This window comes from Streptosporangium sp. NPDC023825 (assembly GCF_040639575.1).
GTDB lineage: Bacteria > Actinomycetota > Actinomycetes > Streptosporangiales > Streptosporangiaceae > Streptosporangium.
On record NZ_JBFAAE010000154.1, the window covers coordinates 1 to 1,339 of the forward strand.

1 protein-coding gene is annotated in these 1,339 nt (G+C 65.9%); it reads right to left on the reverse strand.

The window, feature by feature from the left end; translation table 11 throughout:
• Positions 1–9: 9 nt before the first annotated feature.
• The gene (locus AB0G15_RS43470; protein ID WP_362851592.1) at positions 10–1,095 is read right to left on the reverse strand and encodes an IS110 family transposase; all 1,086 of its coding nucleotides are present in this window, start codon (positions 1,093–1,095) and stop codon (positions 10–12) included.
• Between the last annotated feature and the right edge of the window lie 244 nt (positions 1,096–1,339).

Genomic DNA, 1,339 nt, shown 5'->3' on the forward strand with positions numbered 1-1,339 from the left:
AGGATGCCCCTATGTTGCGTCAAGCGGTGCAGGTGGAGTTGATGCGGCTGTGGCGGGCTGGATATGGCGGTAGATTTCGCGCGCGACGTAGCGCTTCAGGCAGCGGATGATCTCACGCTTGGACTTGCCGTCCTTGGTGCGTCGTTCCAGGTAGGCGCGGGTGCGTTGATCTCGGCGCAGGCGTGTGATGACGATGCGGTACAGGGCGGCATTGGCCTGCCGGTTACCTCCGCGATTCAGCCGTCGGCGCTGGGTTTTCCCTGAGGACTGCTCGACCGGACTCACGCCGCACAAGGCGGCGAAGGACGCCTCGCTGGCCAAGCGGTCGGGGTTGTCGCCGGCCGCGATGAGCAGGGCTGCGGCGCTGTCCGGCCCAACCCCGATGACCTCCAGAAGTTCAGGACGAAAGACACGGATGCATCCGGCGATGCGCTGGGTGAGTTCTTTGACTTCTTGCGTCAGCTGCTGGATCCGCCGCGCCAGCAGCCGAAGCGTGAAGACAGCCGGGTCCTCGACGTGGGTGAGCTCGGCGCAACGGACGATCAGGACCGAGCTACTGAGGCTGGACAAGGACTCGCGCAGCTCGGGGTCGGTGCCTACAAGCACGGCCTTGAGCTGGTTCACGGCCTGGGTGCGGGCTTTGACCGCTGAGTCCTTCGCCAGCCTAAGGACGCGCATATCGGCGGCCGGGCCCTCCCCGGTCTTGGGCATGGTGATGGCACGTCCGGACAGCACCGCGCGGGCGGCGGCATCGGCATCGACGGCGTCGTTCTTGCCCTGCTTGCGGCGCATGGCCCGATCCGGCTGATTGACCTCGATGACCTGTATGCCCTCTCGGCGCAGGAAGCGTGACAGGGCGGCCCCGTAGGAACCGGTGCACTCCACTCCTGCACGGCGTAGGACACCAAAGGAGCGAGCCCAGTTCAGCAACTGGCGATAGCCGGCAGCGGTCGTCGGGAACGACTGATGGGCCAGCCGTTCCCCGAGCCGGCTGATCACAGCGGCGACGTGCACATCCTTGTGGGTATCGACGCCCACGACCACGTCCTCGCCCTGGCAGGAGTCACGGTGCTGATGCGGGGTCGCCTGAGTCATGCTTGTGACGGTCATAGGTCTTCTTCCGGCATAGGGCTGATGGTCGATGCCGGGCCGGGCGGACGGTCAGAACTGTGACGGTGCCTGGGAGGCAAAGCCCCTATCGAGACACGACGACCGGCCTGACGGCAGCAGCACCCGGGATCGTGAGCCGACAGATCCTCAACAGGGCAGCCAGCGCCAGTTGTCCCACGGGCCAAACTCACGCCCCGGGCGATACCCCACAAGTCTCACAGTTGTCCCA